Here is a 24,089-nt window from a genome sequence, read left to right as displayed (position 1 = left end):
GCCGCCATGGAAACGATCGCACAGCAAGGCGCATTGGCCGGCCTCCGCGTACTCGATCTGTCGCGGGTGCTGGCCGGGCCGTGGGCAGGCCAGCTTCTCGCCGATCTCGGCGCCGATGTCGTCAAGGTCGAGCGGCCCCGGACGGGCGACGACACGCGGGCGTGGGGCCCGCCGTGGCTCCTCGACGAAGACGGACAGTCGACGGGCGAATCGGCGTACTACCTGAGCGCCAATCGCAACAAACGCTCGATCGCGGTCGATCTGAGCCGGCCGGACGGTCAGTCGCTGGTTCGGCAACTCGCGCAGCAGGCCGATATCGTGCTCGAGAATTTCAAGGCCGGTGGCCTTGCGCAGTACGGGCTGGATTACGCGACGCTCGGCGCCGAGAACCCGCGCCTGATCTACTGCTCGATTACCGGGTTCGGGCAGACGGGCCCGTATGCGTCACGTGCCGGTTACGACTTCCTGATACAAGGGATGGGCGGCCTGATGAGCGTGACGGGGCGCGCCGACGGCACGGAAGGTGCCGGCCCGGTGAAGGTCGGCGTCGCGCTGACCGACGTGATGACGGGGCTGTATGCGACCGTTGCCGTGCTGGCCGCCGTTGCCCATCGTGAGCGCACGGGGCGCGGACAACACATCGATCTGGCGCTGCTCGACGTGCAGATCGCCGCGCTCGCGAACCAGGCCGCCAATTACCTGGTCGGCGGCATCGTGCCGCGGCGGATGGGAAACGCACATCCGAACATCGTGCCATACCAGGACTTTCCGACGGCCGATGGCCACATGATCATCGCGGTCGGCAATGACAGCCAGTTCACCAGTCTCTGTGCGGTGCTCGGTCAGCCGCAATGGGCGAGCGATGCACGTTTCTCGACGAATCCTTTACGCGTACAGCATCGCGACGAACTGGTCGCGCTGATTGGCGCAGTGACCACGTGCCGGTCGACCGACGAGTGGGTCATCGCGATGGAGGAGGCGGGCGTGCCGTGCGGGCCGATCAATGGGCTCGACCGGGTATTCGCGGACGAACAGGTCAAGGCGCGCGGCATTCGTATCGAGATGCCGCATGCATCGGCCGGCAGCGTGCCGCTCGTGGCGAATCCGATCCGAATGTCCGATTCGCCGGTCCAGTATCTTCGTCCGCCGCCGCGGCTCGGCGAACAGACCGATGAGATCCTGGGCGCATGGCTGGGACTGAGAGAAGAAGAGATCGACGCATTGCACGAGCGAAAAATCATCTGACATCATGATTTCGATATGCGATCCTTCACTGGGCTGGGAGGCAATCTGCGAGGCACGAATGGTTGCCGCGGCTACCGCGAACGCGGACGATGCTTCGGTATGGAGATGGTTTGCGGCGATGCTCGAAGAGCGGCGCATCCGCTGGCGCTTCATGTTCAACGCGTGGGTCGTTCATGTCGACCGGAAGGAAGTCGCGATCGAATCGAGCTTCTATGAGGCGATCCGATCCGCCAAGTATGAATCGGAAGAGCTTGGCCTTGGCGCACTTTAGTATGAGTTGGATTGCCGCCGCGCCGAATATGGGTAGGATCGTGGGCAGGAAGCCATTTGCGATCGCGGGAGTCTTACCTGCCGGCCCTGTCCAAGCGGTGGTTGGAATCGGCTGCCTTCCGCCAGTCATGGCTTTGCGCGCATTCCGGCGGCTTCTGCGGCTCCAAGCGATATGGACGAAGAAGCCAGAAACCGCCCGTCGCGTACGCGGCCGTATCAACGCAATACTCGACGCCGAAATGGTCTTGGGCCATCGCACCGGCGCGAATCCGGCGCGGTACGTCGATCATCTACAGCTTGTGTTGCCACGCTCGAAGCAGCGTTCGCACGTCAAGCAATCATCCAGCGCTTCCTTGGGAAGAACCGCCAGCGTTCATCCGTGAACTGAAGCAACGGCCCCGGCGGGCTGCGAGCGTTCTGCACTTGCTCATCCTGACATCATGGACTGCGCCTCCTGTCCGTGGTGATCGCTCCATTTCAGGAGCCGACTGCCTGCGGACGCTGCATCGGTCGCCGGTGGCGATTCGACGGGCACAGCCTGGCCGATGGCCGGGGTGTATCGACCGATGGCGGACCTTCTTCGACGCCGAGCATCGAGCAAATCCTCCGCGTTTCGATACACGGCGAACGATCCGGCCTATCGCACCGATCGATCCCATCGCCGCGGTCGGTTTTCTTCTCCGTGCTCGCTTCGCATCCCGATCGTTCCGTTCGCATCGCGTCGGCGAAAGCCGACCCGATACAAGAGACTAACCGCCAGGGGACGTCCACCGCACGAGCCGGCAGCAAGCGCGGCACGGCTGTGCGCGGCGCCGCCGTGCGCTTTTTGATTGCAGCACTCCAGCAGACGAGGACATCGTGACTTACACAGGATGCAGGGACGAGATTGCCGGCGGCCTAACCAAGGTGCTGTGGACGGCTTCGCAGCTCGACGACGAAGCCGACTTCGAGGATCTCCTCGAAGCGATCCGCGTGCTTTGGCCCAGGTGGCCCGGGGCGGGGACGGTCGCCGCGTGGCGCTACGTCCGGCGCCAGGCATGGGGCGACGCGCGCCGCGTGCTCGAAGACGACGACACCGAAGCGAAGCGCTCGGGGCTTCATACCGCACTGATGGCGGTGTGTCTGTTCGGCCTCGAAGACCCGCTGTGGCACAGCTATGCGCTCAGCGCGGCCGACCAGCGCGAAAGCATCGAGGGCGCGAAGATCGGCGCGCGTCTGCTCGAGCGTGCCGCCAAGCTCGACGTCGGCGTTCAAGCGCCTGCGTCCACCGACGCACCGGCGAGCACGCACGGCGTGCCGGCCGACAACGGCGGATTCTCCGCGTCGATGACGTGGGTCCGCGCATGAGCATCCGTTTTCACGTTTTCCGCGCGCCGGGCGATTCGCATTTCGATTGCAGCCTTCGCATCGGTGCGCTTGTAGCAGCGACAGCAACCTAGACTGACTTTGCTTCGTAGTACCCACGGTCACGCAAACACTTACCCGACAGGAAGAAAACATCATGAATCTGAACGTTCCGAATATGACCACCTACCCCACCGATCCGGCGAGCTACCTGCAACGGCTGACCAACGGTGCCTCGACGGGCTCGACGCAGGACGTGCTCAAGGATCTCATCGGCCTCATCAGCCAGTTGCTCAAGCAGATGCAGAGCGGGCAGAACGGGCAGGCCGGCGGCATGCCGGGCGGTGCGGGCGGCGCCGGCGGCATGCCCGGTGGCGGCGCGGGCGCAATGCCCGGCGGTATGGGGGCAACGCCCGGTGGTGTGGGAGCGGCGCCCGGCGGCATGGGGGGCGCAGGCGCCATGCCGGGCGGCACCGGGGGGATGACGGTGCAAAACGCGGCGGGCGTGCTGGCCTCGTACATGGGGCAGCATGGCATCAACGCGTCGGACCCGAACACGATGTACAAACTCGCGACGAACGCCGACGGCGGCACGCCGCCCACGGTGCAGCAAGCGGCGCAGACCATGCTCGCGAACCCGAGTGCCTACCAGCAGATCGACACGCACGACGTGGCGGGCACCGACGGCAAGTCCGCGGTCGGCAATTTCCAATGGGCGGCTCAAGGCGGACTCGGCGCGGCGGGCAACGCAACGGGTGGCGCGGGCGGCGCGGCGGCGCAGCCGGGGACGACCGGCGGCTTGCCCGGCACGGGCGGTTTTCCGGCGAACACCAATATGCTGCCGACGACGGGTGGCTTGCCGACGACGGGCGCGACGGCAGGCTTCACGCCCGGTACGGGCGACCTCTTGAAGGACGGCAAGCCGCTGCAGATGGCCGATGAAGGCAAGGCGCTGGCCAACTTCAACGCGCAGGATGGCGCCGACTTCCAGGCCATGGAAAGCGCGTTGTCGCACGGCGACGGCAATGCCGCGGCGAAGACGCTCGCCAACGCGGTGAAGTCGGGCAAGCTGAGCCAGTCGGATGCGGCGGCGATCGGCGCACAACTGCAGCAGACGGCGAACGCGCATGGCGGCGGCAAGATCAGCCACGACGCGAGCAAGGCGCTGTCGGATGCGCTGGGCGGCGCGAACGTGCTGACGCCGGGCAAGACGCGCGCCGCGGTCGCCTTCGAGAACATCACCGGCATTCACACGGGTACGATCGCCGGCGTCAGCACGAAGTAACGTCGCCGGCCGTTCCGGCGATCATCCCGATCGGCGACCCGAGCGGCCACCGATCGGGGGCTGCAGGAAGCGACAATCGACGACAATCGGCGGCCGCGCTGCGAAACACCGCAGCGCGGCCGCTTCGTTTTTTACCGGCGCAACCGATGTCCGGATTCAGCCCCCCATCTGCTGACGAAGGGACGCGTTCAGCGGGCTCCATTCGAGCAACGCGACGAAGCCGTCCTGCGCGGCGACCACGACCCAGCGCCGGTACTGATGCACGATCTGCCCGGGCTCGTACGTGTGTGCTTCCTGCCACGCGGTGGCGCGCCGCACGTGGACGGTCGTGCCGAAGAGCGGCGCGATCGATTCGACGTTCCCGCAGGCCCGCACGACGCGCATCACCTCGGCCACGGGCCGCGCGAAATCGATCGTGCGCTCGGCATCGGCAAGGCGCGGCCAGTAGCTGCCCGCGCCTTGCGGACGCCGTTCGTTCCAGAGCCGATCGAAGTCGCGGGCCACGCGCGTGGCCAGCCGACGGGCGGCCATCAGCAGCTTCAGTTGCAGCGTCTCGTGCCATTCGTCGGCATCGAGCGGAAAGCATTCGGAATCGATGATGTCCCCGGTATCGAAATCGGCATCGATTCGATGGCAACTGATGCCCCACTCGCGCCGCCCCTCGAGGATGGCGCGCATGGCCGGGTACGGGCCGCGCCCGTCGGGCAGCGGTGACGGATGAAAGTTCGCCGCATGGCGCAGATAGGGTTGCCACGCCGGAATCTTCCAGTTGTAGCCGGCCACGATCAGCGCCTCGCATTGCCGTTCGGCGAGCCAGCGCAGATCGTCTTCGTCGATGCGTGACAGTTGCACCGGAATGCGCAGCTTGTCCGCGCACTCGACGAGTTCGCTATTGAAGTCGAGCCGGTTGTCGACCGGAATCGAGTAGAGCGCCACGGGCTCCCAGCCGGCGGCCACGAACGCGTCGAAGACGACGCGCCAGCGATCGAAGCCGGCGAACGCGAATCGCATGATCGGTTCTCCCTTTCGCAGTGAAGGTCATGGCGGCATGGGCGGCGATGACGGCCACCCCGCTTCACGGTAAGCGCGCACGGTGGAGGACAGCCCGCGCATTCCGAAGTTTCGTCGAGTGCCGCGAACCGGCAAATCAATCGCCGACTGCGTGCCGCGGCGACGGCGTCGCTATTGCGCCTGACGCCGCGCCGCGCGTCAAGACCTCAGCCCGAGGTTTTTCTTGATGGCGTCCTCCGCCGTCTTGGCGGCGGTTGCCGTGAGGCCGGGCTGCCCGATGATGTTGGCGATCTGTTTGAGCCGCTCGCTTTCGGTCAGCGGGGCGGCGCTCCGGCTGGAAGCCGATGTATCGCGCGGCGCCGGCGCTTCTTGCGGTTTTTCGCGCCGCGCGCGGGCAAGCTGCGAAAGCAGCAGCGCCGCTTCGCCCTTCGGAATGCCGCTGTCCGTCAGTAGCGTGTGCGCGGCGATCAGATCCCGATTGCGGCTCGCGCGCGGATGGTTGGCCACGATCGCGAGCGCTTGCCTGGCGCGTTGCGAGCCTGATGCATCGACTGCCATGTCGGCACCCGCGAGCGCTGCAAGCGAGGCTGGATCGAGGCGCCCGATGCTCTGGGTGACCATCGACAGAATGTGCTTGACCACGATGTCGCGCTCGGCATCCTTGTGTACTTTCGCCTTGTCTTCAGCGTGCATGCCCGAGATCAAGCGCTTGCCGAACGACGTCGTGCCGTTGGCATAGCGGCGTGCATCGTCGTAGAGCGACGCATAGATACCCGCCTGCGCCTGCGGGCTGCGCAAGTCCGCAGGCAAGCCTTCGTCCTCCGGCCGCGCCTCCATCGCGCGCAGATCGTCGATCTTCGCACGGCTCGTTTGCAGCGCCGCGCGCAGGCGCTCGTCCCGCGTCTGGCCCGTGTAGTCGTGCGGGGCCAATACCGTGTCGACGTAGCGTTGAATCGTGGCGGCCTTCGCATTGCGCAGGTTTTGCCGTCCTTCGACAAACGGCTTCTTCAAATCGAGCGCTTCCTTGACCGCGTTGGTCAGGTGCCCGGATGCCGCGAGCGGCGCCAGCGCGCCGTGCGAGCCGCCTATGAGCAGCCCGCTTGCCGTCAGGCCGATGGCGGACGTGACCGACTGGTAGAGCGCGCCGTTACGTTGTTTGCCCTTGTTCTCCGCGATGCTCATGGCGGTCAATACGTCGCGGGCATGCTGCGTGAGCGGATGCGCGTCGTCTCGCGCAATGCGCGAGAGCTTGCCTTTGTCGTATTGCCATTCTCCGTTGCTGTTTTTCGTCAGCAGCAGGTTGTCGACCTGGTTGGGGATCGGCGCGCCCGGCGGGCATTTTTCGGGGTGCTCGAAGCGTTCGACGTCGGCGGCGAGCATCGCCTTGACCTTGTTTTCGTAACGGCTATGAATCGAATGCGCGGCGGCGGCGTTCGAGCCCGAGGCCAGCGCGTTCACGAGGTCGGTGGCGGGCGCCGCGTCGTAGCCGAACTGTCCGTGCGCGGCCGTCGATGCGCCGTTCAGGCCGTCTTTCGCGGGCCGCTTGGCGGCGAAGGCCGTCAACGTCATGCCTTTGCGGTTGACGCCCATCGCGTGCGCGAAATCGGCGAAGCGCCGGCCCTTGCCGCCGGCACCCGGCACGAATGCGCCGATGTCGTCCACCCCGGGCTTCTGCGCCGCGATAGCCGCCGCGGGCCGGGGAGCAGCGGGCGCAGCGGGCGCGGCGGGCGGGCCTTCCGCGCACGGGCGCTTGCCGAGGCTGCCGAGTTCGTCGATGAGCGCGCCGGCACTTGCGCGCCGGGTCGGCGCCGGCGCGGGTTTCGCTCCCGTGGAGGGGCCGGGGTCGCTCGGCGTGCGGGTGAGGGCGGCGGATTCGATCGCATGCGACCGGAACTCGAGCTTGGGTGGGGGCGCCATGATGTTCTCGACCAGGAGACAAGATGGACTGGACTGTGCGGGCCGGTCATGACACTCCCGTGAACCGCGCGAAGCATCGTCCGGATTGGCGAAGCGGGTTCGCGGCGGCATGCCGCCGAGCCGGCTCGCGGGTGTCGCTCATTCGGTTTTCGCGGTGCGGCTTCGCGCGCGCGAACGCTTTCGCATCCGCATTCATTAGATTGGAACGAGGGCCGCCTTCACGCGGTTCGGTGTCGCGCGTTTCATCGAACGCGCGTTTCGTTCACGATCAAGGAGAAAACGAATGAGCTTCATCGGCAATATTGTGAAGAGCGTAGTCGGGGATGTCACCAAGGCTGCCGGGGGTGTCCTCAATGGTGTAGGCAACGCGCTGCACGGCGCGGCGACGTTCGGCAAGGGGCTGCTGAGCGGCAACCCGAAGGAAGCCCTTGCGGGGGCGGGGGCCATTGCGAAGGGCGGGCTCGAGGCGCTCGAGGGCGGCACGGCGCTCGCGGAAAACCTGACGCCGGAGGGCGCCGCCACCGCGCTCGCGCTGGCGGGCGGCAAGGAGGCGGTGCGAACGCTGACCTCAGGCACGGGCGCAGCCTGATGCACGGACGGTGACGAGCATGATGGAGCTTCTTACCGAACTGCCGGCTGATGCGCCGGCCATCGCGCAGGCGATCATCGAGCATATCGAGGCCAACGAGCTGGACGAGGCCGAGGCGCTGCTGGCGCGCATGCACGATGTCTACCCCGAAACGCGCGAGGTGCACGTGTTCGCCGTGACGATCGCGTTGGTGCGCGGGCGTCCGCACGAAGCGTGGCAGATCGTGAACGGATTGCCCGACGATCGCGCGCCCGAACTGAAGGCAATCTGTCTGAAAGTCCTCGATGATCCGTCGTGGCATGGCTATGCGACGGCGCACGAGGACAGTAGCGATCCCTACGTGCGCCTTGCCATGCGGCGCCTGCTCGAAAGAGACTGATGGCCGCTGCCGGGGCCTTCGGCCCCGCTCGGCGAATCCCATCGCGTCGTTTCCCTCGAATCCGTGTCGTCCATGTATTGCCGATGAGCGGCGTTGTCGCGCGGCGGGAAATGCCGGGCAAAAAAAGCCCGCCCGGACATCGGGCGGGATCGTGCGCGCTTCAAACGCCCCGGGGGGGGCGGACGCGTTCGCGTTCACAGACCTTGCGCGAGGAATTGCTCGGCGTACTTGTTGCGGTTTTCCATTTGCGGATCGGTCGCCTGTTCGTAGTCCTTGTCCCAGACCAGTGCCGCTTGGTCCGCCGTCGTCGTCTGCTTGATGTCCGTGATCGTCTTGCTGTACGTCGTGTCGAGTTCCTGATTCATGAAGCCGATGTTGGCTTCGAGGCTGCCCGGGTCGAGTCCGTGCTCCTTCGCATAGTTGATTTCGCCTTGTTTGCGCGTGCCGCCCCATTGCGCAAGACCCCAACCGTTGGCGTTGTCGTCCGCGAAGTTGCCGGAGGGCGCGCCTGTCGCTCCGCCTTGATTGACGTTGCCTTTCAGCCCGCTTTCCTGCTGCAGGTTGCCGAGCACGCCGGCGACCTGCGCGTCGGTCAGGCCGTAGCGCGATTTGAGGTCCTGTGCGATGGCGTGCGCGGCGTCGCCACCCGATACATTGGGCAGCGTGTTGCCGCCGCCGTGGCCGCCGCCACCGCTTCCACCGCCGCCTATTCCCGGCGACGCGCCGCCACCGCCCTGGCCGCCACCGCCGCCGCTCACGCCAGCGGGTGCGGCGCCGCCACCGCCGGCATAGGCGGGCGGCGCGGAGTACGAAGGCGTACCGCCGCCGACGCCGCCCACACCACCCGCATCGCCTGAATTCTGGCTGGAGGGATCGAGAATCTGCTTGATTTCTTCGATGAGCAACTCGAGCAGTTGTGCGAGCTGCGATTCGTTCGTGCCGCCGCTGCCGCCGACATCGTCGATGCCGTTCAGATAACCGGCGTTATAGCCTTGCACTGCCGTGGTAGACATGATTTTCTCCGCGTGAGAATGACGTTGTTCATCAGCTGCCGATGGAGGGCCGATAGCGGCCGCCTGCGAAACCTAATTTATTGCCCGGCGCTTACAGCGCGTTGACGGATGCGAAGCCGTCGCCGGATTGCCGAACCGCCGAACCGGGTGGCGGCCGCGATGCCGATGCAAGCGGCTTGCGGCAGGCGAGCCGCCGCGCCACCGATGCGGCCACCTGCACGAACCTTCGTCGTTTCGCTAGCTCGGCGCGGCCCGTGTGTTCAGGCGGTCGTGCGATGCATCACGCCGAGTTCCATCGCGTTGTCGGCGTCGACCGTTCGCCGCTCGTTCGACCGGTTCGACGGGCTCGACGTGCTCGCGGCAAACGGCAGGCATCCCGCGATGATGAGCAGTGCACCCAACGCGTTCTCCGTGAAGTTCTTATCGCCGGCGGACCAATCGCTTCTCCCCCCCACGGCGTGATTGACCACGGCGGTGGCCGCATAAAGGGAGAGGAACAGGCTGAGACGCGCGATTCCCGCGCCGGCCGCCTTGTCCCCGAGCTGCCTGGCCGTGCTGGTTTCGGAGGTGTCGATCTTGCCCCAGCTCAGGCGCAGCGACTTCAGTTCATCGAGCGCCTTGCCCGTGAAGCCGTGCGTCGAGATTTCCGAGGCCACGCGTCCCCCGATCGCATCCAGCCCCTCGCCGGCGGCATTCGCTGCCGAATAGCCGAACAGGCCTTTGATCGCTGCGTTGGTCTTCGTGTGGTGAATGAGGCTGTCGACGTAGGACGTGGCCGACCATTGCGAGCTGGCCTGCGCGGTGTTCACGGCGAGCTGGTTTCCGAAATACGGAACGCCGTTGAGCGCCTGACCTCTGACGGGGTGCTCGTAGCCGGCGTCGTGATTGCCTTCGAGCGGGCGGAACACGTTGATCACGTCGCGCGCCAGGTATGCGTACGATTTGATCGCGCTAGGCAGCATGCCGGCGAGCTGCCCAAGATGCCCGTTGCCTTCGTCGTTCTTGCCGGCATGGGCGGCGAGGCCCACCGTCGTGATCAGCGCGATGAGCTGCGCACCGTGGCCCGCGTAGGTTTTCGTGTCCGCGGTGCCGGTGTGATACTTGTGCAACATCGCGACCAGATTGCCCATCGCCGCCGCCGTGAACAGCGAGGCCGTGATGACGCCGCGTGTTTCGGGCCCGGCGCCGGTCTTGTCGAGGACGGCTTCGGTCGCCATCGAGCACAACTCCCGGAACAGCGTGGCGCCGCCGGTTGCGACGAATTCATGACTGAACGCGTTGACGAGGTTGGCCGTCCACCCTTTGAGCGGTTGCGCGGCGCCGTAGGGGTTCCGAGTCAGCATGTCGCCGACGTTCGAGATGAACGACCGGATTTGTCCCGGCCGGGACAGCGCGGCCGACAGGTGGTCGCTGATCGCGGCGGCCGATGCCGGACGTGTGTCTTCGGGTTCCGCGACCGCCGAGATATCCTCGGCCACCGATGTCCCGGCGGCCAGCGTGCGGGTTTCCAGTGCTATCCGGGACGACGAGCTCGGAACGGTCGCTTCGGGCCGGATTTCGGCATCCTGAATGTCGATGTCGTGCGCGACGCGGTGAGGCGCCGCGAAGCTGGCCGGATTCGGGGAGAGCGGGCTTCGGGGCGTCGTGTCGTGTCCCTCGGGTTTATGTTGATCGAAGACGGGGCTGGACGGAGCGGATGAGGAAGCGTTCGATGCGGCGCGGTGGAGCAACGCCGGGTTCGCCCCCTTGTCGAGCGGCAGCGGGCTGCTCGAGCGGGACGTGGCCGGTTGCTTGCCGGCAGCTTTCGTTTCCACCAGCTCCTGATGTTGACCGGGCGCCGCACTGTCGTGCTCCGATGCAGGCGTGTGTGGCTGCGGTTCGTCGTGTACGGGCAATTCTTCGCTCGACTGCCCGCCCCCCGACAAGTCGAGCACCGGCACCGTCTCGTCTCCCAGGGCTGCACGTTGAGCGCTCAGCTTGCCCGAACCGGGCAGCGACCGTGAGCCGCCACCTTCGCGACCGATCGCGGCGCCTGACGACGATGACGCGCGCGGAGGCAGCGATTTGCGCCTGACCGGCAACGGTGCCGGTAGCGCCGGCGAAGGGGGCTGCGCCGTCCCGGCCGGTTGCGATGTCGTCGAAAGCGGGCCCGCCGGCGCCGGTGCATCGGTGCCGGTGTGCGCCGGAAAGGCCGGCGCATTGCTCAGCGCGCCGAGCAATGCGCCGCCGGAGGGGCGCGGGCCGGTCATCGATGCGCTTCGTTGGCGCGGGGCAGGCGCGGGCTGCGTGTCGTTGCGCGGGAGGTCGAGCGATGATGACCGTACTTGCGTGCTGTTGCTGATCGTCATGACGTTTCCTTTCGGTTGATTTCGATCGTTCGACGTCGCCTCGCGACAAAGGCCTCGATGGACTTGCGCGCTGCCTCATCGCGTCCAGGCGGTCGACGTGCGTTCGCCCGTCGATTCCGTCTTCGCGCTTTGCGAACGTGGGTTCTCGTGTTGGAAAGGTAAAACGACATGACGGTGGCAGCCTGCCGATTCCGAAGTGGCGTGCAAAAACACGCACGTCGATGCCGGCGCCGGTGCGACGACCGCGGATCTCTTTGCGCACTTCATCGCATGTGTCGCATGCGTGCTTCGCAATTTCGCTCGCCGCGTCGCGTCGCGTGCGCTGCGCAATGCCGTCGAGCATAAGCTTGCGCTTGCATTCCTCGATATCGCTCCGCGTGAGTGGGATGCGGGGACCGTGCCGCGCCGACATCGAGCGATGTTGCAGGCGACGGAAATCGTCATGTCACTCAAGGAGTTCGCCATGAACAACTTAGGAATTCGGCCGGGGCTCGTCCAGTCCACTGTCGCGAAGTTCGAGAATGGGACGAAGAACGGTGCGGCCGACGGCGCACAAAAGCAATCGCCCGCGCGCAGCAAAGGCCAACTGGACGGGCTGTCCAGCTTCAAGGGGGCCGACGGCGCGCCGCCGCCTCCGCCTGCGCCGCCGCGCAACTTCGCCAGCCTGCCGGGGCGCGCGGGGAACGTCGGTGCACAGGTGCTGAGTTCGGCGCTTCATGCCGGAAGTCAGTTCATGCCGCCGGGCATCGCGTCCACCGCAATGCATGCGGCGGGTGACATCGTGCGTCCATCGGCCCTCGGCGCAGGGGACCCCGTGACGCAAATGGCTGCGATGCAAAACGACTTCATGAAGCAGCAAAACGAGATGACGCGGCTCAACAACGCGAACACGATGGCGGCCGCGGTCAACCAGCAGTCGCAGGAGCTCACGTCGGCACTGGCGTCGGTGGGTAACAAGGGCGCCAGCAACATTTCGAACGCCGCGAAGGGGCAGTAACGGCGACGGCGGGCCGCGGCGTTGTCGCGCGCGGCTCGCGAACGCCGCGGTTCGTCCACGCGTCCTGCCTGCCTCGTTCCTGCTTCGTCCCCGCGCTTCGCGCTTGCCTTGGCGCTCGCCATACGGGACGACTTCCTCATGCAACGTCGCTTTCCCTGTTGATGACGTTCGCGGGCAGCCGGGTCTCCCGGCTGCTCCTGCTCATCCTACTGCCCGTCATCCGCCAGCTTCATGCGCTCGACGATGCGTTCCACCGAACGCGCGTAGCGATCGCGCTCGGCAGGTGTCTCCGAATGGTACGCACCGATCGCCGCCCAGGTGTTCCCGTACTTGACCATCATCTTGTGCAGGTGCCACGCGGCCACGTAGACGCTCGAGCAGGGGTTCATGAGGTCGTCCGCCGAGACGCCGTAGCGCGACAGCAGCGGAAGGTGAATCGAGTTGATCTGCATCATGCCGTAATCGGTCGAACCGTTCCGGTTGCGATGGCGCGCGTTCGCGTTGCCATGCGATTCCTGCCACGCGATCGCGCGCAGCACGACGGGGCTCACATGTTGATAGGCCGCGGCCGCCGCAAAGCAGTCGAGGGTCTGCGCGCGCACTTCGGCGGGCCGCGCGGACAGAACGGCAAGCGCCAGCACGAGCGCCGGCCTGGGTATGAATAGTCGCATCATGGATCATCCGGTATCCGGTAAGAGCAGCGGTGCGGGAATCGCTTCGCACCGACATGCGAATGAAAACGCCGTCCGACCCACGCGTGTGCGTTTCGTCGGACGGCGTTGGCGGAAAAAAAGCCGCGGGCCGGCCGTGTTACCGATCGGGAGTGCAGGCGCTTTGGCGCCGCACACCGCTGCCCTCAGCGGCCCATCGTCTCCGAGGGCGCTTCCTGGAACACGCGCCGGTAGCCGTTGACCAGCGTCGAACGATGGCGCACGCCCCACTTGTTCGCGACGTCGAGCACGCGCGTGGCCGGTGCGCCGTCGTCGAGCAGATCGTCGCGAATGCGCTCCATCCGCTGGCGCCGGATCAGCTCGCTCGGCGACAGCCCGAGGTGGTTCTTGAACGCGGCCTGCATCGCGCGCTCGGTCACGCCCACATGCGACGCCACTTCGCGCACCGAAAGATCCTTTTGGTCGAGGTTGTCCATCAGGTAGCGATAGGCGCGGCGGTATTTCGCCGGCAGGCGGGCGCTCACGTCGTCGGAGCGCTGTGCCGCGCGCGATGCCTGCATGTGATCGGCCGCGGCGGGCATCGACATGCTGTCCGCGCGCACGTGCTGAATCGAGGCGAGCGCGTAGCGGCCGTAGAACTGCGCGAATTCCTGCGTGCGCATCTGCTGCTGCATGATCTTCGCGCGGCAGTAGAGGTAGTCGAGGTACCAGCGCGCATGCTGGCTGCCTTGCGAATTCGCCGCGCCGGACGCATCGAGCATCGCTTCGGCCAACGGCGTCGCGTGGCCGGCGATCGCGGCCAGCGTGATTTCGAGGCACAGGCTGCGGTGATAATCGTTGAGGCCGGCCTGGCGGCTCCAGCTCACGTATTGCTTGAGCGTTTCGCCCGCGCTCGTCCGGCCGTCGGCCAGCGACACGAGCCGGTTCAGGTGCGAGAGTCGTTCGGCCAACAGCGGCAGCACGGTCCCGGCGGGCTGCGTGCCGGGTACCGGCGCCTCGCCCGGCTCGAACTCCGCGATGGCCGAGCGCCAGTAGATGTGGTCGGCGAGTCGCTCGGCGCCGTGCAGTTCGTGCTGCGCGAAGAGGTCCCGCCGCAACGCCTCCACGAGGTAGCGCCAGCGACGATCGTCATGCGTTGCCGCCAGCGCGGCCAGTTCGCCGAGGCGATGGCACGCCGCCTGGATCAAGCCCAGATGAAACGAAACGAGTGTCGCACCGACGAGGCTGTCGAGACGTTGGCGTGGCGTGGCCGCCTTTTCCTCGCCGACGCGCTTGAAGCAACTGAGCGCGACGTTGAACTGGTTGCGGAACAACGCTTGCCAGCCGGTATTGCGGCACGACGCGATACGCAGATCGTCGCGATGGGCGCGAATGGCTTTTTGCGCGCGGCGATACGTTTCCTCCGCTTCTTCATGGCGGCCGAGCATCAGCTCGAGGTCGGCGCAGACTTGCAGCTGTGCGTAGCCGGGCTGGGCTTGCGCCGTGTCGGTATCGGCGTGGCGTGCGGCGTGGCGGACAGCGTCGAGAAACTGGCCCTGGAGCATTTTCGAGGCGACGTCCGCAGGGGTGTCGTCGAAAGCGAGGGCCGAGGCGGCGGCGAAGTAGATCGTTGAGAACATGTCGTGCTCCTGACTCGATGAGCGATGCGTTAAGCGGCGTGAAACGATTCGTGAAGCCGTGAGCGCATGTTTTCATCGCGGGCCGATTTAAGCGCGTGTTTGTGATGGTTTGTTACCTTCGGTTCGGCATCGGCGGTGGCCGGAGAGGGCGGCGCCGCGGCGGACTTTCACGCACGAGCGGCAGGCCTGCGTCGCGATTGTTTGGTGATTTGTTACGTTTGTTGCCGCGGTGCGGTAGTTGGCGCGGTGCACGGCGATGGCACGCGGGACGTGTTCGGTCTATGGATCCGGCAGGCCGAAGGCGCGCGTTCTGGCTGCGCGCGGTCGACGACGTGAAACTGCGCGGCGTGCAGGACATCCTGATCGCGGTGGTCGACGGCCTGAAGGGCTTCCCGGAAACGACGGTCGAGACCGCTTCCCGGCGGATGAGGCAGCGCTCGAACGGATCTGGATGGCGCTGCGCAACGTCCTGACCAGGTGAACCGGTTCCCGGCACGATTGGAAGCGCGCCATGAATCGGTTCGCGCTTGTTTATCCAGAACGATTAAACATTGGAGTTTGAATCTCAATCCGCGTCACACGCGGAATTCCGGATACCTCGCGCACGGCACCCAATTGGCGACTCGCCCGCGAACGGCGCCATAGCACATCATTGTATCTGGCATATTTCCACGGGCGGCCATTCCGTGATTCGCGTCAAAACGTCCAAAAAATACGTGGAAGCGGCCGCAGCGCCTTGCTGGGCGGGGATTGTGCCGCGAGGACGACGCGTTCGCGCCAGTGCCTGTATCATCCATGCCGGCCGAGAAAGAACGATTTTCCGAGAGTATTTTTTTACTTAAAGGCGCGGTGTGCTTTGCCGTAAACACCCATTGATCTGTAGTGATATCCTTACGCGTCGTTACTGTTTTCTTACACAATTTCTTTCGAATTCCTGACGCCTTTCGGTACTGCTTTTAGGGCGGCTATTGGCATGGTTCAAGCAGATTGAAAAGAACGTGGCAACAAAAAAAATAGAGCTTCCGGCGCATCCGAGGTGCGTGAGCGACAAGAGGTGGAGCCGGGCGAGGGCGAATGTCTGGATAGCGGCGATGCCGCCGGCAATTCGGGCGCTGCTGGGCGGCGTCTGGTTCGCCTGCACGGTCGCGCACGCTTCCGATCAGCAAGTCATCGTCGACGGCGGGCAGCGCCTGGGCGGCGTCGTGCGCACGGGCGGCCATGACGTTCCGTTGCTGCGCGCGCTCGAACAGATCATGCCGACGAGTTACAGCATCAATGTGCCGAACGCGGGCGCATGGGCCGACGCGCCCGTGAGCTGGCGCGCCGGCTCGTCGGTCGTGCACGCGCTCGGCGAGGTGCTGTCGGTCGATCCCGCGCTGCAGGCGCGCATCGATACGGATATGCGCTTGCTCTCGGTGACTGCGCACGCGCGGCGCGCAAACGTTGACGCGCCGCAGCCTTTCCCGGCGGCGGCCGGCGCGGCGTCGCGCATGAACGGTGCCGCCACGAATGCGTCTTCCACCTTGCCCACGGGCGCGGCGGCGATGGCTCCCGCGGCGGGGCCTGCCATTGGACAGGCGCAGACCGTGGCGCAGGCGCGCGTTTCGACGTCGATGCCCGCAACACCGGTATCGGCTCGCACACACGCGGCAGCATTGGCGGTCCCGCTCGTGCCGGCACCCGCACCCGCACCCGCACCCGCACCCGCTCTGGTGATGTCGCCCGCACCGGCAGCCGGGCCGGCCATGCCGGCATCGGCACCGGCACGTGTTTCAGCACCGCCGCGAGCGCAGGTACCCACGCCGGCAAAGCGTGACGCCATTGAGCCCCCGCTGCTCGCCGCTACGCAATGGGCGTCCGGCCCGGGCTCGCCGGCGCCGTCGTCGGCGCCCACCGCCACGCCGGCGTTCGCACCCGCGGCGCCGCCCGAGCGCACGGAGTGGCAGATGCGCCTGTCGGACGGCTCCGTGCGCAACGCGCTCGCGCGCTGGGCGAGCGAAGCCGGCTGGCAATTCATTTGGGACGTGCCGACCGATTTTCAGGTCGACGCGACGGCCACGATACACGGCACGCTCGCCGAAGCGCTGCGTCAGGTGACCAATGCGCTCGCCGGCTCGCAGGTGCCGATCCAGGTGGTCTTGTACCAGCGCAACCGCGTCATGCGCGTCGTTCCCAAAGGAGCAAGTTGATGAGCGTCCTCCGTCGTCCTTTCGTTATCCTTGCCGCATGCCTGTCGCTGCTCGCGGGGTGCACCGGTCTCCTGGACAAGATCGAGCGCAGCTCGCAGGTCGATACCGCGCGTGCGGGGCAATTGCTCGGCAAGCTCTCGAACGGCGACAACCGCGCGGTGCCGGGCAGTGACGACGTCATCGTCAAGGACGAACTCTGGCTTTCGGGCAAGACGATCAAGCTCGCGACGAAATCGACGCTGCCGAAGCTCTTCGACGAGCCGGCGAGCTTCGACGGCACGGTCGATTCGCTGCGCATGTTCGCCGATCGCATTTCGCGCCTCGCGCACCTGCCGGCCAAGGTTGCGCCGGGCACGAGCGAAGCGGCCGCGCGCGCGACGCAGACCGCGGTCGATACGGGTGGCGCCGGCGCCTATCCCGGCGTGCCGCCGCTGCCCCCCGGCCTGCTGCAGGGGCCTGCACCGAGCACGAGCGCCGCGACGGTGGTTGCGCGCGTGCCGAGCGTATCCTCGCCCGTGCGCATCGCGTATTCCGGCGGCACGCTGCGCGGGCTGCTCGACACGGCATCGGCTCGCTTCGGCGTCTACTGGAAGTACGAGGACGGCGCGATCGTCTTCTTCTACACAGCCACGCGCGTCTATCAGGTCGTCGCCATTCCGGGCGACTCGAAGCTGGATACGAACGTCGTGAGCGGGGCGAGCAACAGCGGCGGCGCGTCGAGCAACAGCGCGGGGGCGGGCGGATCGGGCGCCGGCGGCGCGGGCATCGGCGGCGGAGGCGGTGGCGGTGGCGGGACGTCCGGTTCGCCCTCCGTGTCGTCGGACAACACCGCGAATATCACGATGAACGCGCAGCTTTCGGTGTACAACGGCTTGCAGACGGCGATCAAGGCGATGCTCTCCCCGGTAGGCTCGGTCATCACCTCGCCCGCCACGGGCTCGATCTCGGTCACCGATACGCCCGACGTGCTCGAGCGCGTGGGCGAGTTCATGGAGCAGCAAAACCGCGTGCTCGCGCGGCAGGTGCTCGTCAACGTGACGGTGCTCTCGGTCACGCTTTCCGCGCAGGACAGCTACGGCATCAACTGGCACGCGGTCTATCAGGCGCTCGGCACGCAGTTCGGTATCACCACCGCGTTCACGAGCATGATCCAGAACCCGAGCGAGCTCTCGGCCACGGTGATCACACCGTCGAGCCGCGCCTCGAGCACGACGGCCATCATCGATGCGCTTTCGACCCAGGGCACGGTGCACCGCAAGACCTCGGCGTCGATCACGACGCTCAACGATCAGCCCGTTCCGGTGCAGGTGGCCGAGCAGCAAGGCTATCTCGCGCAGATCTCGACGACCAACACCGTCAACGTCGGCAGCCAGACGTCGCTCACGCCGGGCACGATCACGACCGGCTTCAACCTCACGGTGCTGCCGCACATCCTCGACGACGGCACGATCATGATGCAGTTCTACAGCAACATTTCGTCGCTCGTGAACCTTGCCCCGTTCGGCCCGGCGAACCAGCAGATCCAGTTGCCGACCGTCGATACGCGCAACTTCCTGCAGCGCATCGCGGTGAAGTCGGGGCAGACGCTCGTCATCAGCGGCTACGAGGGCATCACCGATCTGGATAACCGGCAAGGCGTCGGCCATCCGTCGAACTACGCGATGGGCGGATTCAACGCCTCCGGCACGCGCGAGGTGATCGTCATCCTGCTGTCGCCGATCGCGATCAACGGCGCTTGACGCGCGCTCGGGCACAGGAACCGTCATGGCGACGCAAGTCATCCAGATCGGCCGCCAGCGTTTCATATGCGGCCTTTTCTGGCAATCGCTCTCGCGCCGGCACGCGCTGCGCGCGGAGGCCGTGGAACTCGCCGCGCGCCTGAATTTCGATGCGATGGTGCTGCGTATCGACCGCACGTTCGCGGGCGCGGGTTTCGCGAGCACGCGCGAGGGCGCGCAACTGGGCTTGCCGTCGCTCGGCGCGCTCGTGTCGAAGACGATCGCGGCCGAAGGCGCGTTCTACGACGGACGCCAGCAGCCGGCGCCCAACTGGCTCGGCGCGTTTCATCTGCCCGACGGGCGCTGGGCCTACTTCGCCGTGCGCGACGGCGCGTTCCTGCCGAACGGCGACTGGATCGGTTCCAGCGAGGAAGTGTTCGAGCGGCTGCACGGCGATTACAGCCTCGGTGGCTGGAACGTCGTCATCGGCGATCCGCAGCTGGAAGTGCAGGGGTTCCACAACTTCTACGCGCGGCGCATCGAGGACATGATCCCGCGGCGGGGCGGCAAGCCGCATTTGCCGCGCTGGCTCAATCTGTCGCGTGTCTCGCGGCGCGCACCGCGGCGCGAGGTGCTGATCGCCGCCGCTGCGATCGTGGTGGCAGCCGCGGTGGCGGCCGGCATCGTCGCGTACCGGCGCCACCGCATGGAACTCGAGCGGCAGCAGGCGTTCGAGCGGATGCGCGCGGAGCTCGCGCTGCATCCGCCCAAGCCCGCGGCCCCCCCCGAAGCGCCGCACCCGTGGGCCAGCGAGCCACGGCCCGATGCGTTCGTTCGCGCGTGCCTCGATCACTTCACGCACCTCGCGCCGGGCGGCTGGGAACTCGACGACTACGTTTGCCGCGCGTCGAACGTCAGCTACAGCTGGTCGCGGGGTGGATCGAACGTGGCGATGTTGATGGCGGCGGAGCCGCGCGCGACGATCGACGGCAACGGCGAGCATGCGAGCTACGTGGAGCCGCTGGCATTGCCCGTGGGGGGAGACGAAGTGCTCGAGGGCGTGCGCGGCGTGCGCTTGCGCATGCTTTCCGCCTTCCAGTTGCTGGGCATCGGCCTGACGTTCACGCTGCAGCCGGCAAGCGCGCCGCAGCGCAGCCTCGCTTCGCAAACGCTGGACCGCCTGCACCCGGGCGGCGAGCCGCCCCCGGCGCCGCGCTGGCAGACCTGGCGCATGTCGGCGCAACTGGACGACGTGCGGCCCGACAGCCTCATCAGGTACCTCGACGAGCCGGGTGTGCGCGTCGAGACGCTTTCATACAAATCCGGGCAGTGGACGCTCGACGGAGTGCTCTATGAGAAATGACGCTGCATTGACTGTACTGGTGCTCGCCTGCTGCTGGGCGTGGCCGTTGGCCGCGTTCGGCGAGGCCGGCGCCGCAGCTGCCACGGCCGCCGCGCCCGCTGAAGCGGCGCCGCGCATGAACGTCGTTCCGACGCCGGCCGCCGTGCAGGCAGCCAACGAACTGATGCGGCTACAGGAGGAAACGATGATCCTCAAGGCCCAGCTGAAAAAGCTCGACGCGCAGGCGCAGGTGGCGGAGCGGCAGGAAGCGCTGCACCGGATGGGCAGTACCGTCTCGTCGTATTCGGACGTGTCGCTCGTGGCGACACAAGGGCTCGGCAAGAAGCTCGGCGCAACGGTGGCGACGAGCGACGGCGCGGAGTTCGACGTCGGGCCCGGCGATACGCTGCCCAACGGCATGCGCGTGGCGGCCATTCGCCCGGGTGCGATCGTCCTCGCATCGCAAGACGGACGGCGCACGACGCTGACCGTCTCCGCGAGCGCGCGGCAGCAGCCCGCGCGCAACGTGGCGTCGACAGGCTCGCCCGGCGTGCCGCCGGTGCCGACGCTGCCTGCTTTGCCGATGTCTGCGAGGTGACGCGATGAGTTCGTCTCCGACACCGCCGGGCAAGACGCCCAAAAGCGTGACGCCGCTGATTCTCTCGCGCGCCGTGAAGCCGATCGAAACCGATCCGCCCGTGACGCAGGTTCAGCCCGCGGCCCCGGCCGCGCCGGCGCTCGCGCCCGTTGCGCGGTCGCGCGAGCCGGTGCTGAGCGCCGTGGCCGCTGCCGCCGCCGCTTCGGTGCAGCCCGCGCAAACGGCGTCGCAAAGCCAGCCGCCGGGGCAGGCGCTGCCGCTCGCCGCCGTGGCGCGCCCGCTTTCCGACAGCGGCGAGTTCGCCGCGAGCGACGAGGAGCGCAAGTTTCTCTGCCTGCTCGACGACGGCACGCTGCTCGTGGCCGAAGGGCACGAAATGAATCCGTTCGTGCTGTCGTACTGCGCGAGGCTCGAACGGCTCAATTGCCGCTATACGACGCGGCTCGTGGCGCTCGATGCGATCAGGCGCAGCTATCAGGGCCCGCGCCGCGACGGCAGCGCCGAGCGCATCGATCACACGCAGATGCAGGTCGTCGCGAAGAACCTGATCGCGCGGGCGTGCGATGCGCGTGCGTCGGATATCCATATCCGTGTGAACCGCTTCAGCACGGAGATTCTGTTTCGCATCCACAACGAACTCGTGCGCATGTCGGAGCAGACGCGCGAGTACGGCGAGCGGCTGCTCGCCACGCTTTATGCGGCGATGTCGAGCGTATCGGACAACACCTACAAGCCGAACGAGCGCCAGGACGCGGCCATCGGCGATCGGGACAAGCTGCCGGACCGGCTTTTCGGCGTGCGGATCGCGACGGCGCCCACGAGCGTCGGCAGTGTCATGGTGCTGCGGCTGCTCTACAACGATGCAGGCGAGGCGACGGCCCTGACCGAGCTCGGCTTCACGGTGGCGCAGGCGAACGCGTTCGAGCTGCTCGCGCAGCAGCCGCACGGCATGAACATCATCAGCGGCCCGACCGGCTCGGGCAAATCCACGACGTTGCAGCGCGTGCTGACGAAGCAATTGCGCGAGATGGCCGGCTCGATCCACGTCATCACCGTGGAAGATCCGGTGGAGTACCCGATCGAGGGCGCGGTGCAGACGCCCGTCGTCAACGCGCCGACGGAAGAGGCGCGCTCGCTCGCGTTCGCCGCCGCGATCGCGAATGCGATGCGGCTCGATCCCGATACGATCATGATCGGCGAGGTGCGCGACCGCGCATCGGCGCAAAGCGCGTTGCGCGCCGCGATGACGGGCCATCAGGTCTGGACGACGGTGCACGCGAACGGCGCGCTCGCGATCGTGGACCGTCTCGTCGATCTCGGCTTGCCGATCGCGATGGTGACGGACGAATCGCTCGTCACTGGACTCATCAGCCAGCGGCTCGTCAAGCTGCTGTGTCCGCACTGCTCGCGCCCGCTGGCCGAGTCGATGGCGCAGCTCGACATGGGGCTCGTCGCGCGCGTGAAGCGGGCCGTCGGCGCGCGGTTCGACGCGGTGCGCGTGGCCGGGCCCGGTTGCCCGCATTGCAAGAACGGCACGGTCGGCCGGACCGTGGTGGCCGAGGTCGTGCGCACCGACGCGACGTTTTGCGAATTGCTGCGCGCCGGGCGCAAGCCCGATGCGAACGCGTACTGGCTCGGCGAGCTCGCGGGGCAGACGGTCGCGCAGCACGCGCTCGAAAAAGTGGCGGCGGGCCTCGTCGATCCGCGCATGGCGGAGCGCGTGGTCGGCCCGTTCATGCCGGGCAGCGGGGGGCGGCCGCAGCCGCTCGGAAGCGGCTATGGCACTTGAGCTCAACCGGCGCTGGGCGCGCCTGCAACTCACGACGCAGGCGCGCCTGCGGCTCTATCGCAAGATCGCGAAAATGCTCGCGAACGGTTTGCCGTTGCTCAAGATTCTCGAGGAGCTCGAGTTGCGTGCGTCGCACGAGGGCCGCAAGCCGAACGAGCCGCTGGCATTGACGCTCGCGGACTGGCGCAGCGTCGTGCAAAACGGCGGCATGCTGGCCGAGGCAATGGCGTGGTGGGTGCCGCATACCGAGCAGATGATCGTCATGGCCGGCGAGCAGTCGGGGCGCCTCGAGGCCGCGCTGCTGAACGTGTGCAACGTCGTGCAGTACAGCCGCCGGATCCGCACGGCCATCGTCGGCGGGTTGACCTACCCGTGCGTGATCGTGGCGATGACGATCGGGTACGTGTACCTCTTCGGCCAGCTCGTGATTCCGCGCTTCGCGTCGATCGTGAACCCGGAGCACTGGCACGGCGTGGCGAAGTCGCTCTACGAGCTGTCCCGGTTCGTGCAGGGCGGCATGATCTACTGCCTCGTGGTGCTCGCGATCCTCGTCGCGGCGCTCTTTTACTCGATGCCGCGCTGGTCCGGCAACGTGCGGATCTGGCTCGACCGCTACCCGCCTTACTCGATCTATCGACTCATCACGGGCTGCGGTTTTCTCGTCGCGTTTTCGTCGCTGCAGGCGGCGGGCTTCACGGTCGAACGCTCGCTCGCGCGGCTCGCCACCGATGCGAAGCCGTGGCTCAGGCGGCGAATCGACGACATGCTCTTCGGCGTGAAATCGGGGCTCAACGTCGGCGAGGCGATGAAGAACGCCGGCTACCGGTTTCCTTCGGAGGAGATCGTCGACGATCTGTGCGTGTATGCCGAATACAAGGGCTTCGCCGAGGCGCTGCACGCGATCGCCAACGAATGGATGACCGACGGCGTGGAGACGATCGAGGCGCAGATGCGCGTGGTCAACGGCGCGGCGATCGTCGTGCTCGCGCTCGTGCTGTCGTGGCTGATCAGCGGCTTCTTCGGAATTCAGCAGGAAATTGCGGCTTTGGCCCGGAGTCTGCATTGAGCCTGCCGTGTAATGACGTGTAAGCGCAGTGCAAACGAACGGGTGTCGAAAGGAGCGGCACGTCTTTCTCGAGTGCCGATTGAGGAAACCAAGGAGAGCAACATGAATGTCAAGACCATCGCATCGATTCGCGCCAAGGTGGGTAGCCGCGGGTCGCGGCGCATGCAGCGTGGCGCCACGCTGCTCGAAGCGATCGCCTATCTCGGGATCGCCGCCATCGTCGTCATCGGCGCCATTGCGCTGCTGCGCGGCGCATTCGGCAGTGCTTCGTCGAATCAGACGGCCGAGCAGGTGACGGCCATCCAGACCGGCGTCAAGAAGCTGTATATGGGGCAGACCAACGGCTACAACGGGCTGGCGACGACCGTCGCCATTGCCGCCGGCATCATCCCGACGACGCTCGTCATCGACACAGCGGCAAATACCGTCACCGATGCCTGGGGTGGCGCGGTAACCGTGACGGGCACCGGCAGCGGTACCTTCACGATCGAATTCGATTCCGTGCCGACGGACGTCTGCATCAACGCAGCATCGGCTGGCGGAACCTGGACGGCCGTCTCGATCGGCGGTGCGGCGCAAACCGTGCCGGTCACGCCCGCCGCCGCTCAGGCGGCTTGTGCCGGCGGTGCGAAGAACATCATCTGGACCTCGGCCTGATCGCGGCCCGAGTACCGGCCTTCGCCCCGATTGACGCCACGA

Annotated in this window: 21 protein-coding genes and 1 pseudogene; 16 read left to right on the top strand and 6 right to left on the bottom strand. The window is 66.8% G+C overall.

Features of this window, described 5'->3' with window-relative positions:
* Positions 1 to 6: 6 nt before the first annotated feature.
* The 5 genes from KR541_RS29045 to KR541_RS29030 all read left to right on the top strand — a co-directional run bounded on the left by KR541_RS29045 (position 7) and on the right by KR541_RS29030 (position 4,144).
* Entirely contained in the window at positions 7 to 1,245 is a 1,239-nt protein-coding gene (locus KR541_RS29045; protein ID WP_050011183.1) for a CaiB/BaiF CoA transferase family protein, read from the top strand.
* Between the two features lie 4 nt (positions 1,246 to 1,249).
* Positions 1,250 to 1,516, top strand: a complete 267-nt coding sequence (locus KR541_RS29040; RefSeq protein ID WP_050011182.1) for a hypothetical protein — start codon at positions 1,250 to 1,252, stop codon at positions 1,514 to 1,516.
* Positions 1,419 to 1,898: a phage integrase central domain-containing protein gene (locus KR541_RS37110; protein WP_482830548.1), complete on the top strand. Its 480-nt coding sequence runs from the start codon at positions 1,419 to 1,421 to the stop codon at positions 1,896 to 1,898. The genes KR541_RS29040 and KR541_RS37110 overlap by 98 nt, the downstream gene beginning before the upstream one ends.
* Positions 1,899 to 2,373: 475 nt before the next feature.
* Positions 2,374 to 2,862, top strand: coding sequence for an HrpB1 family type III secretion system apparatus protein (locus KR541_RS29035; protein WP_050011181.1), 489 nt, complete (start codon positions 2,374 to 2,376; stop codon positions 2,860 to 2,862).
* A 154-nt stretch (positions 2,863 to 3,016) separates the two neighbouring features.
* Positions 3,017 to 4,144, top strand: coding sequence for a hypothetical protein (locus KR541_RS29030; RefSeq protein WP_216089966.1), 1,128 nt, complete (start codon positions 3,017 to 3,019; stop codon positions 4,142 to 4,144).
* 156 nt (positions 4,145 to 4,300) lie between these two features.
* Here the strand turns inward: KR541_RS29030 and KR541_RS29025 are convergent, their stop codons facing one another.
* Positions 4,301 to 5,155 (bottom strand): methionyl-tRNA formyltransferase, encoded by an 855-nt coding sequence (locus KR541_RS29025; protein WP_124630489.1) that lies wholly within the window; start codon positions 5,153 to 5,155, stop codon positions 4,301 to 4,303.
* A gap of 198 nt (positions 5,156 to 5,353) precedes the next feature.
* Positions 5,354 to 7,072 (bottom strand): hypothetical protein, encoded by a 1,719-nt coding sequence (locus KR541_RS29020; protein ID WP_216089965.1) that lies wholly within the window; start codon positions 7,070 to 7,072, stop codon positions 5,354 to 5,356.
* Between the two features lie 283 nt (positions 7,073 to 7,355).
* Here KR541_RS29020 and KR541_RS29015 point away from each other — a divergent pair, with 283 nt between their 5' ends.
* Together KR541_RS29015 and KR541_RS29010 are read left to right on the top strand one after the other, a co-directional pair.
* Positions 7,356 to 7,661, top strand: coding sequence for a hypothetical protein (locus tag KR541_RS29015; protein WP_050011177.1), 306 nt, complete (start codon positions 7,356 to 7,358; stop codon positions 7,659 to 7,661).
* A gap of 22 nt (positions 7,662 to 7,683) precedes the next feature.
* A complete protein-coding gene (locus tag KR541_RS29010; RefSeq protein WP_252996693.1) occupies positions 7,684 to 8,040 on the top strand; it encodes an HrpB1 family type III secretion system apparatus protein in 357 nt (118 codons plus the stop codon).
* A 194-nt stretch (positions 8,041 to 8,234) separates the two neighbouring features.
* Here the strand turns inward: KR541_RS29010 and KR541_RS29005 are convergent, their stop codons facing one another.
* Together KR541_RS29005 and KR541_RS29000 are read right to left on the bottom strand one after the other, a co-directional pair.
* A complete protein-coding gene (locus tag KR541_RS29005; protein WP_050011175.1) occupies positions 8,235 to 9,053 on the bottom strand; it encodes a phage tail tip lysozyme in 819 nt (272 codons plus the stop codon).
* A 260-nt stretch (positions 9,054 to 9,313) separates the two neighbouring features.
* The gene (locus tag KR541_RS29000; protein WP_252996692.1) at positions 9,314 to 11,401 is read right to left on the bottom strand and encodes a hypothetical protein; all 2,088 of its coding nucleotides are present in this window, start codon (positions 11,399 to 11,401) and stop codon (positions 9,314 to 9,316) included.
* Positions 11,402 to 11,597: 196 nt separating this feature from the next.
* Between KR541_RS29000 and KR541_RS28995 the strand changes: the two genes are divergently transcribed.
* The gene (locus KR541_RS28995) at positions 11,598 to 12,398 is read left to right on the top strand and encodes a hypothetical protein (RefSeq protein ID WP_235356130.1); all 801 of its coding nucleotides are present in this window, start codon (positions 11,598 to 11,600) and stop codon (positions 12,396 to 12,398) included.
* 206 nt (positions 12,399 to 12,604) lie between these two features.
* Here KR541_RS28995 and KR541_RS28990 read toward each other — a convergent pair whose 3' ends face one another.
* Positions 12,605 to 13,072: a lytic transglycosylase domain-containing protein gene (locus KR541_RS28990; RefSeq protein WP_050011174.1), complete on the bottom strand. Its 468-nt coding sequence runs from the start codon at positions 13,070 to 13,072 to the stop codon at positions 12,605 to 12,607.
* 182 nt (positions 13,073 to 13,254) lie between these two features.
* The gene (locus tag KR541_RS28985) at positions 13,255 to 14,688 is read right to left on the bottom strand and encodes a helix-turn-helix transcriptional regulator (RefSeq protein ID WP_050011173.1); all 1,434 of its coding nucleotides are present in this window, start codon (positions 14,686 to 14,688) and stop codon (positions 13,255 to 13,257) included.
* A 243-nt stretch (positions 14,689 to 14,931) separates the two neighbouring features.
* On the opposite strand from KR541_RS28985, the pseudogene KR541_RS28980 reads away from it, so the two are divergent.
* The 8 genes and pseudogenes from KR541_RS28980 to KR541_RS28945 all read left to right on the top strand — a co-directional run.
* Positions 14,932 to 15,250: pseudogene (locus KR541_RS28980) on the top strand (transposase); the annotation flags it as partial.
* A 529-nt stretch (positions 15,251 to 15,779) separates the two neighbouring features.
* The gene (locus KR541_RS28975; RefSeq protein WP_124630555.1) at positions 15,780 to 16,877 is read left to right on the top strand and encodes a toxin co-regulated pilus biosynthesis Q family protein; all 1,098 of its coding nucleotides are present in this window, start codon (positions 15,780 to 15,782) and stop codon (positions 16,875 to 16,877) included.
* On the top strand, positions 16,877 to 18,616 hold the full coding sequence (gene pilN / locus KR541_RS28970) for a PilN family type IVB pilus formation outer membrane protein (protein ID WP_176015400.1): 1,740 nt from the start codon (positions 16,877 to 16,879) through the stop codon (positions 18,614 to 18,616). The genes KR541_RS28975 and pilN overlap by 1 nt, the downstream gene beginning before the upstream one ends.
* Positions 18,617 to 18,641: 25 nt before the next feature.
* Positions 18,642 to 19,958, top strand: coding sequence for a type 4b pilus protein PilO2 (pilO2, locus tag KR541_RS28965; protein WP_050011170.1), 1,317 nt, complete (start codon positions 18,642 to 18,644; stop codon positions 19,956 to 19,958).
* The gene (gene pilP, locus KR541_RS28960) at positions 19,948 to 20,535 is read left to right on the top strand and encodes a type IV pilus biogenesis protein PilP (protein ID WP_124554036.1); all 588 of its coding nucleotides are present in this window, start codon (positions 19,948 to 19,950) and stop codon (positions 20,533 to 20,535) included. The genes pilO2 and pilP overlap by 11 nt, the downstream gene beginning before the upstream one ends.
* 4 nt (positions 20,536 to 20,539) lie before the next feature.
* Positions 20,540 to 22,324, top strand: coding sequence for a GspE/PulE family protein (locus KR541_RS28955; protein WP_216089964.1), 1,785 nt, complete (start codon positions 20,540 to 20,542; stop codon positions 22,322 to 22,324).
* Entirely contained in the window at positions 22,314 to 23,390 is a 1,077-nt protein-coding gene (locus tag KR541_RS28950) for a type II secretion system F family protein (RefSeq protein WP_176015396.1), read from the top strand. The genes KR541_RS28955 and KR541_RS28950 overlap by 11 nt, the downstream gene beginning before the upstream one ends.
* A gap of 102 nt (positions 23,391 to 23,492) precedes the next feature.
* Positions 23,493 to 24,047 carry a type 4 pilus major pilin gene (locus KR541_RS28945; RefSeq protein ID WP_204384179.1) on the top strand — a complete coding sequence of 185 codons (555 nt, stop codon included), beginning with the start codon at positions 23,493 to 23,495 and terminating at the stop codon, positions 24,045 to 24,047.
* Positions 24,048 to 24,089: the final 42 nt, after the last annotated feature.

The organism is Burkholderia sola (assembly GCF_905400185.1).
In the GTDB taxonomy this organism is placed as follows: Bacteria; Pseudomonadota; Gammaproteobacteria; order Burkholderiales; family Burkholderiaceae; genus Burkholderia; species Burkholderia sola.
The sequence above is the reverse complement of the archived record's forward strand: the minus strand, read 5'-3'. Positions and strand labels throughout refer to the sequence as shown.